Source organism: Mycobacterium asiaticum DSM 44297 (assembly GCF_000613245.1).
GTDB lineage: Bacteria > Actinomycetota > Actinomycetes > Mycobacteriales > Mycobacteriaceae > Mycobacterium > Mycobacterium asiaticum.
Genome location: NZ_HG964939.1, coordinates 305,109 through 312,358 on the forward strand (window position 1 = coordinate 305,109; position 7,250 = coordinate 312,358).

A 7,250-nucleotide genomic window follows, 5' to 3' on the forward strand; every position below is an offset into this window, starting at 1 on the left:
CACCGACGGCCTCCTACAACCGCCACCACGGGTTGAACCGCAACTGCGCGCCCGAATCGATCCGTTGCCCGGGCGTCGGCACCGCCACCTGGACACCGTCGGGCTCGGCCGCTTTGAGCAGCCGCTCGACCGGCTCGGCCCACGGGTGTGGGGCCAGCCGGAAGGTGCCCCAGTGCACCGGGACCAGCAGGCCCGATCCCGAGTCCGTGACGTCCAGGTGTGCCCGCACCGCCTCCTCGGGGTTCATGTGGATATCCGGCCAGGCGGTGTTGTAGGCGCCGATCGGCATCAACGTCAGGTCAAAGGGCCCATGGTCGGACCCGATGTCAACAAAGCTCTTGGTGTAGCCGGTGTCGCCGCCGAAGTACGCGCGATGCCGCGGACCGATGAACGCCCAGGATGCCCACAGGGTGTTGTTGCGGCTCAGGAATCGTCCGGAGAAGTGCCGCGCCGGCATGCAGATCAGTGTCAGCTCATCGATCTCGGCGCTCTGATGCCAGTCGAGTTCGATGACGCGCTGCTCGGGTATCCCCCACGACCGAAGGTGCGCGCCCACCCCGAGCGGCACCACGAACGGAGCCCGCTGCATGCGCGCCAGCGCCAGCACGGTGTCGATGTCGAGGTGGTCATAGTGGTCGTGGCTGATCACGACCGCGTCGACTGCTGGCAGGCCTTCCAGTTGAACCGGTGGCGGGTGCAGTCGGCGCGGGCCGACGAGGTCGGATGGCGAACACCGGTCGCTCCACACCGGATCGGTGAGCACTCGATAGCCGTCGATCTCCACCAGGGCGGTCGAGTGCCCGAACCAGCTGACCGCAAGCTCGGCGGGCTCGCCCTGGTAGATCGACGGGGCGGCCAGGGGTACCGGGCGGGCGGGGCGGCTGCTCGAGCGGGCGCCCGCCAGTTCCCAGGCGATCTGGCGCAGTTGCTCGCGGTCCATCACATACAGGGATCCGGGATCGATGTTGACGAACACGCCGTCGCGGTAGTTCGGCGATCCCTGCGCGACGGCCTGGATTGCCGCGGGGTCGGCGCCCAGCGCGGCCGGAGCGCCGTGGAGCGCCCGAACCACCCAGCCGCCCGCTGCCAGTGATGCGGTACCGGCTGCCATGCGCAGCGCCCCCCGGATCATGCCGCTATGCCCCCTGGAAGTTCGGCGGTCGCTTCTCCACGCGGGCAATCTGCGCCTCGATCACGTCCTGGCTTGCCCAGGCCCTGTCGAAGAGCTCCTTGTGTTCGGGTGCCGGTTGCTCGATGGAGCCGTCGTCGTTGAGTACCCGTTTGGCGTGCTGGATAGCCAGCGGCGCCAGGCCGGAGATCTCAGCGGCCCACTCCTGGGCGTCTGCGAGCGTCCCGATCCGGTTGGCCATTCCCGTGTGCAACGCCGCATCCGCGGTCAGCTTCTCGGCGGTCAGCAGCATCGCGCGCGCCCGCCCATGGCCGACCAGCGAGGACAGCCGCCGGATGCTCCAGTTGTCCAGCGCCAGCCCGTACTTTGACGTCGGGAACTGGAAGAATGCGTTTGGCGCCACTACCCGGAGGTCACATTGCATGGCCAGCTGCAGACCCGCGCCAATGGCGGGTCCGTTGATGGCCCCGATGACCGGCACCGGCACCGCGTCCATGACTCGGTGCAGCTCGACGAGCCGGTCGGGGTAGTCGGCGGCGAACGCGTCTCCGGACAGGTCGGCGCCGGCGCAGAACGCCGTGCCCTGCCCGGTCAGGACCACCGCCCGCGTCGACCCCTCGCTGGCCTTTTCGAGCGCTTCCCGCAGCTCTTCGACCAGCTGAGAGTTCAACGCGTTGCGTCGCTCGGGCCGCTGCAACTCAATGGTCATCACGGCTTCGGTCTGAGTGATACCGATCATGGGGGCCAGGATATATAGCCTCACACCTGTGAGCCGTATCACGACCGACCAACTGCGCGAAGCGGTGCTGGACGAAGGATCCTTCATCAGCTGGGACAGCGACCCGCTGAGGCTGCCTATCTCGCCGTCTTACGCTCGCGAACTGGCCGCCGCCCGGGACGCCACCGGACGGGACGAATCGGTGTCTACCGGCGAGGGACGCATCCACGGCCGCCGGGTTGCCGTAGTGGTCTGCGACTTCAAATTCCTGGCCGGGTCGATCGGGGTGGCGGCCGCCGAGCGGATCACCGCCGCCGTCGAGCGCGCGACCGCCGAGCGGCTGCCGTTGCTGGCCTCGCCCAGTTCCGGCGGCACCCGCATGCAGGAGGGCACGGTCGCCTTCCTGCAGATGGTCAAGATCGCCGCCGCCGTCAAGCTGCACCGGCAGGCCCATCTGCCCTACCTGGTCTACCTGCGCAATCCCACCACCGGTGGGGTGTTCGCGTCGTGGGGCTCGCTGGGCCACGTCACGGTCGCCGAACCGGGGGCCCTGATCGGATTCCTCGGGCCGAGGGTTTACGAGTTGCTCTACGGCGAGCCGTTCCCATCGGGCGTGCAGACCGCTGAGAACCTGCAGCGCTACGGGGTGATTGACGGTGTGGTCCCGCTCGAGGAGTTGCGCGCGACGCTGGACCGGGCACTGACGGTCATCGCCGACTCCCCCGCGCCGCCACCGGACGCCCCGCACGCCGAGCCCGTTCCGGACGTGCCCGCCTGGGACTCGGTGATCGCCTCGCGTCGCCCCGACCGGCCCGATGTGCGCCAGCTGTTGCGCCATGGCGCCACCCATCGGGTACTGCTTTCGGGCACCGGTCAGGGCGAGGCGGCGACCACCCTGCTGGCGCTGGCCCGCTTCGACGGGCAGCCTGCGGTCGTCCTCGGACAGCAACGAATCCAGCCGGGCGGCGGCAACGCCGTAGGACCCGGTGCGTTGCGCGAGGCGCGTCGGGGCATGGCCTTGGCCGCCGAACTGCGGCTGCCGCTGGTGCTGGTGATCGACACCGCCGGCCCCGCTCTCACGACCGACGCCGAGCAGGGCGGACTAGCCGGGCAGATAGCTCAGTGCCTGGCCGAGCTCGTCACGCTGGACACCCCGACGGTGTCGGTGTTGCTGGGCCAGGGCAGCGGAGGACCTGCGCTGGCAATGGTGCCCGCGGACCGGGTATTGGCCGCGCTGCACGGCTGGCTTGCACCGCTGCCCCCCGAGGGCGCCAGCGCGATCGTTTTCCGCGACATCGAGCATGCGCCCGAACTTGCTGTGGCACAAGGGATCCGGTCGGCTGACCTGCTCGCGTCGGGGATCGTCGACGCCATCGTGCCCGAGCACCCCGACGCCGCCGACGAACCGGCGGAATTCTGCCGTCGACTCTCGGCGGCCATCGCTACCGAAGTCCATACCTTGCGCGCGATGCCCGATCCGCAGCGCCTGGCTGCGCGACTGCAGCGCTACCGCCGCATCGGCCTGCCGTCCGGCTAACCGACGCCGTCATCCAGGTACCGCTGGATCGTCGGGCCGACCCACTCCACTACCTCGGCACGGCTCATCCCGACGACCGGCGGCAGCCGTAACACGTAGCGGCACAACGCCAACCCCAGTATCTGCGTGGCGATCAACCCGGCTCGTTTCGCGGCCTCACCGGCAGGCACCCACGTAGCGACCAGCGGTCGCAACTGGCTGCCAAAGATCTCTCGCATCCGTTGCGCCGCTTCGGCATTCGTCGCGCCAGAGCGCAGCAGGATGATAAGCGCGTCGTCATCGCCCTCCCAGCGCCGCAGGAAGTGCTCAACGAGCAACCAGCCCAGCCGGTCCGGGTCGGCGTCGGCGAAATCGGGGAACTGCAGATCGAACTCCGCGGCCGCGGCGAAGAGTTGATCCTTATTGCCGAAGTACCGCATCACCATCGCCGGGTCTACCCCGGCGTCGGCGGCGATCCCCCGGATGGTCGCGGCCTGGAATCCAGCTGTGCGGAACCGTTCCCGGGCCGCCGCAAGGATGACGGCCTTGGTCTCCGCTGACGATCGCCTCATGTCAACAACCGTAGGCCAACAAGTGTTGACATTCCAGCCCCCCGGAGCGCATGCTATTGCTATGCCAACAAGCGTTGACTAAGTGGCTATCAGAGAGGAAGAAGCCATGAACAACGACACCGATGTCCTGGTCATAGGGGCTGGCCCCACCGGTCTCACCCTCGCCGCTTCCCTGCATAAGCGCGGCATCAACGCGCTGGTGGTCGACAGATTGCCCGCGGGCGCCAACACCTCCCGCGCGGCCGCCGTGAACGCCCGCAGCCTCGAGGTGCTCGAAGAACTCGACGTGTCCTGGCGGCTGGTAAAGGCCGGGTTGATCGCCCCGCGATTCACCATGCGCCAGGGTTCTCGCCTGCTCATTCCAGTGGACTTCAGCGACCTCCCGACGACCTATCCCTACACGCTGATGATCTCCCAGGCCGACACCGAGCGGGTGCTGGAGGAACGACTGAACGAATTGGGCACTCACATCATTCGGCCCAAAACATTGACCGGCCTCAACCAGGACCATGACGGCGTCACCGCGGTGTTCGAAGACGGCCAGACCATTCGGGCGGCCTATGTCGTGGGGGCCGACGGTATGCACAGCACCGTGCGGCAACAGGCCGGAATAGGTTTTGCCGGTGGGGAATTCGCCGAATCTTTCGCGCTGGCCGATGTGCGGTTGGCCGGCGAGGCTCCGGTCGACGAGGTGATTCTGTTCTACGGCAACGAAGGCCTCAACGTCCTGGCGCCGTTGCCCGACGGGGTCTACCGGATCGTGGCCCCGGCGGCCGACGTTCCCAAGGTTCCAACGAAGGACTTTGCCCAAATGCTGCTGGATACCCGCGGTTTCGGTCCCGGCCGCACGATGGTCACCGAGGTGGTCTGGGGATCGCGTTTCCGGATCCAGCACCGCGTTGCCGACAGTTACCGGGCCGGGCGGTTCCTGCTAGCCGGCGACGCCGCGCACGTGCACAGTCCCGCGGGCGGCCAGGGCATGAACCTGGGCATCACCGACGCGATTGCGTTGTCGGGTGCGCTCAGCGAGGTGTTGAGCGGCGGCTCCGACGCCGCGCTCGACGCCTACAGCGCGAAGCAGCGGGCCCGGGCGTCGGAGGTGTTGAAACTCACCGGTCGCCTGACCAAGGTGTCGACGCTGCCGCGTCCGTTGCGGCCGATCCGCAACTCGGCCATGCGATTCGCCGCCCACCTGCCTGCGGCGCGGCGGCAACTCGCGTGGCGACTGAGCGGCCTGGTCTACCGGTAAACCCGGTGCGGTGTAGCGGTCAACGGTCACACACCAATCCGGGGAATCACGCTGGGCCGCGATTGCACGACGTGTGAGCCCGCACCGCCGCCCATCATGCGCCCAGGGGGCTGGCCTGCTCCGGCACCCGCCGGCATCGGCATCATGGGCATTCCCGCCCCGGCTCCGGCCGCCAACTCGCCGCTGTTCAGCGCCGCCGCGGCGGGGAGGCTGACGCTTCCCAGCCCTGTCAGCGCCGAATTGCCCAGGGTGGCCGGCACCGCGCCGGCCCAACTCTGCGGCACCGAAAGCCCTCCGATCGTGCGTGCCTGTCCAAGTCCGGCCGAAGCACCAAAACCGGCTCCGCCCAAGGGCTTTAACGCCGCCGATACAGCCGGCAGCTCCGTCGGCGCGGCGACGCCCGTCAACTCCGCGCTGCCCTGCGCCCCGCCGCCCATCGCGCTGCTCAATGGGGACAGCGCCATGCTGACCGGTGTCGACAGCATCTGCACACCCTGCGCCACCGCATCTAGAGGAAAGGCCTGCACAGCCGACACCACCTGCGGAGCCGCCGCCGCCACGGCGCTTCCTGCCGACTCGGCCCAGCCCACGGCCTGCGTCGCGATACCAGCGAAGTCCAGGGGCAACGTGCTGAACGGGATGAGCATGGATGCCACCGCGATCGCGCCCGCGTGATAGGTCAGCATCGCGGCCACATCCTGGGCCCACATCTCGATGTATTCGAATTCCGAGGCGGCGATCGCTGGCGCGTTCAAACCGAGAAAATTGGTAGCCACCAACGTGATCAGCTGCATCCGGTTGGCGGCGACCTCCGCGGGGTGCACCGTCGCGGTGCGCGCCGCCTCGAAGGCCGTCGCCGCCGCGCGAGCGTGCACCGCAGAGCTCTCGGCAAGTCCCGCCGACGCGGTCAGCCAGGCCACGTAGCCACCCGCGATGCCGGCCATTGCGGTGGCCGCCGGACCCGCCCACGACCCGTCGGCCAATCCGGAGATCACTGAGTCGAACGACGACGCCGAGGCACGCAGGTCCGCGCCCAGGCCATCCCAGAACGATGCCGCAGAGAACAGTGGGGCGGATCCCGCACCGCTGTACATGCGAGCCGAATTGAGTTCTGGCGGAAGCATTTCGAAGCTCAACACGTCCAATCCCGCCTTCCGATTCTGCGCTGGGAACTCGCTGCCGATCACCGCGCTACCGCGGTCTGCCATCCTTAAGATACATTGATGTATTCGATATGTCTATCTATCCGATGTGTGTTCTACATCGCATTCTAAATAGTATTTTATTTATTGACGTATCCGATACTGGCTCGTATCGTTCGTCGCGTAACACTCACGCAGCGCCGGCGATCGGCGGCGGTTTTCCCAGCTCCCCGGCTTAAGAAAGGCACTGGCATGTCATTTGTCATCACGTCCCCGGAGATGGTGTCGGCGGCAGCTTCGGACCTGGCCCGTATCGGGTCGGCGATCAGCGAAGCCAACCTGGCCGCCGCATTTCCCACTTCGGCGCTCCTGCCGGCCGCCGAAGACGAGATCTCGGCGGCGATCGCAGCGCTGTTCGGCAACCACGCGCAGCAATATCAGGCGATCAGTGCTCAGGTGGCGACCTTTCACACCCAGTTCGTGGAGAGCATCAGCGCCGGCGGCAAGGCTTACGCCAGCGCGGAATCCGTCAACGTGCTGCAAGCGATGGAGCAGGGCGTTCTCGGCGTGGTGAACGCCCCCACGCAGGCCCTGCTCGGTCGCCCGCTCATCGGTGACGGCGCCAACGGCGCGGCAGGCACTGGGCAGGCCGGCGGTGCCGGCGGTCTGCTGATCGGCAACGGCGGCGCCGGTGGTTCCGGTGCGGCGGGCCAAAGCGGTGGCGCGGGCGGAGCAGCCGGACTGATCGGCAACGGTGGAGCAGGTGGCGCCGGTGGGTCGGCGATCGCCGGTGGAATTGGTGGCAGCGGCGGCGCGGGTGGCCAGGGCGGCTGGCTCTACGGCAACGGCGGGACCGGCGGCATGGGGATTGCGGGCGGTGCCGGCGGGATCGGCGGCAATGCCGGACTCTGGGGCACCGGGGTG

Annotated in this window: 7 protein-coding genes; 3 read left to right on the forward strand and 4 right to left on the reverse strand. The window is 68.2% G+C overall.

The genetic code is table 11. From position 1 onward, the window contains the following. Nucleotides 1-13 precede the first annotated feature (13 nt). Together BN972_RS25370 and BN972_RS25375 are read right to left on the reverse strand one after the other, a co-directional pair. The gene (locus BN972_RS25370) at nucleotides 14-1,132 is read right to left on the reverse strand and encodes an MBL fold metallo-hydrolase (protein WP_036364531.1); all 1,119 of its coding nucleotides are present in this window, start codon (nucleotides 1,130-1,132) and stop codon (nucleotides 14-16) included. A 4-nt stretch (nucleotides 1,133-1,136) separates the two neighbouring features. After that, entirely contained in the window at nucleotides 1,137-1,868 is a 732-nt protein-coding gene (locus BN972_RS25375; protein ID WP_036364534.1) for an enoyl-CoA hydratase, read from the reverse strand. Nucleotides 1,869-1,896: 28 nt separating this feature from the next. Here BN972_RS25375 and BN972_RS25380 point away from each other — a divergent pair, with 28 nt between their 5' ends. Continuing rightward, nucleotides 1,897-3,384, forward strand: a complete 1,488-nt coding sequence (locus BN972_RS25380; protein ID WP_036364538.1) for a carboxyl transferase domain-containing protein — start codon at nucleotides 1,897-1,899, stop codon at nucleotides 3,382-3,384. Here BN972_RS25380 and BN972_RS25385 read toward each other — a convergent pair. Beyond that, nucleotides 3,381-3,935, reverse strand: a complete 555-nt coding sequence (locus BN972_RS25385) for a TetR/AcrR family transcriptional regulator (RefSeq protein ID WP_036364541.1) — start codon at nucleotides 3,933-3,935, stop codon at nucleotides 3,381-3,383. The genes BN972_RS25380 and BN972_RS25385 overlap by 4 nt on opposite strands. Nucleotides 3,936-4,041: 106 nt before the next feature. Between BN972_RS25385 and BN972_RS25390 the strand changes: the two genes are divergently transcribed. Further along, complete coding sequence (locus BN972_RS25390; RefSeq protein ID WP_036364545.1) at nucleotides 4,042-5,184, forward strand: FAD-dependent oxidoreductase; 1,143 nt, start codon at nucleotides 4,042-4,044, stop codon at nucleotides 5,182-5,184. Nucleotides 5,185-5,210: 26 nt separating this feature from the next. Here the strand turns inward: BN972_RS25390 and BN972_RS25395 are convergent, their stop codons facing one another. Beyond that, nucleotides 5,211-6,308 carry a PPE family protein gene (locus tag BN972_RS25395; RefSeq protein ID WP_099051237.1) on the reverse strand — a complete coding sequence of 366 codons (1,098 nt, stop codon included), beginning with the start codon at nucleotides 6,306-6,308 and terminating at the stop codon, nucleotides 5,211-5,213. 270 nt (nucleotides 6,309-6,578) lie between these two features. Here BN972_RS25395 and BN972_RS29850 point away from each other — a divergent pair. After that, nucleotides 6,579-7,250: PE family protein (locus BN972_RS29850; RefSeq protein ID WP_167659605.1), on the forward strand; the 672-nt coding region annotated here is incomplete at its 3' end.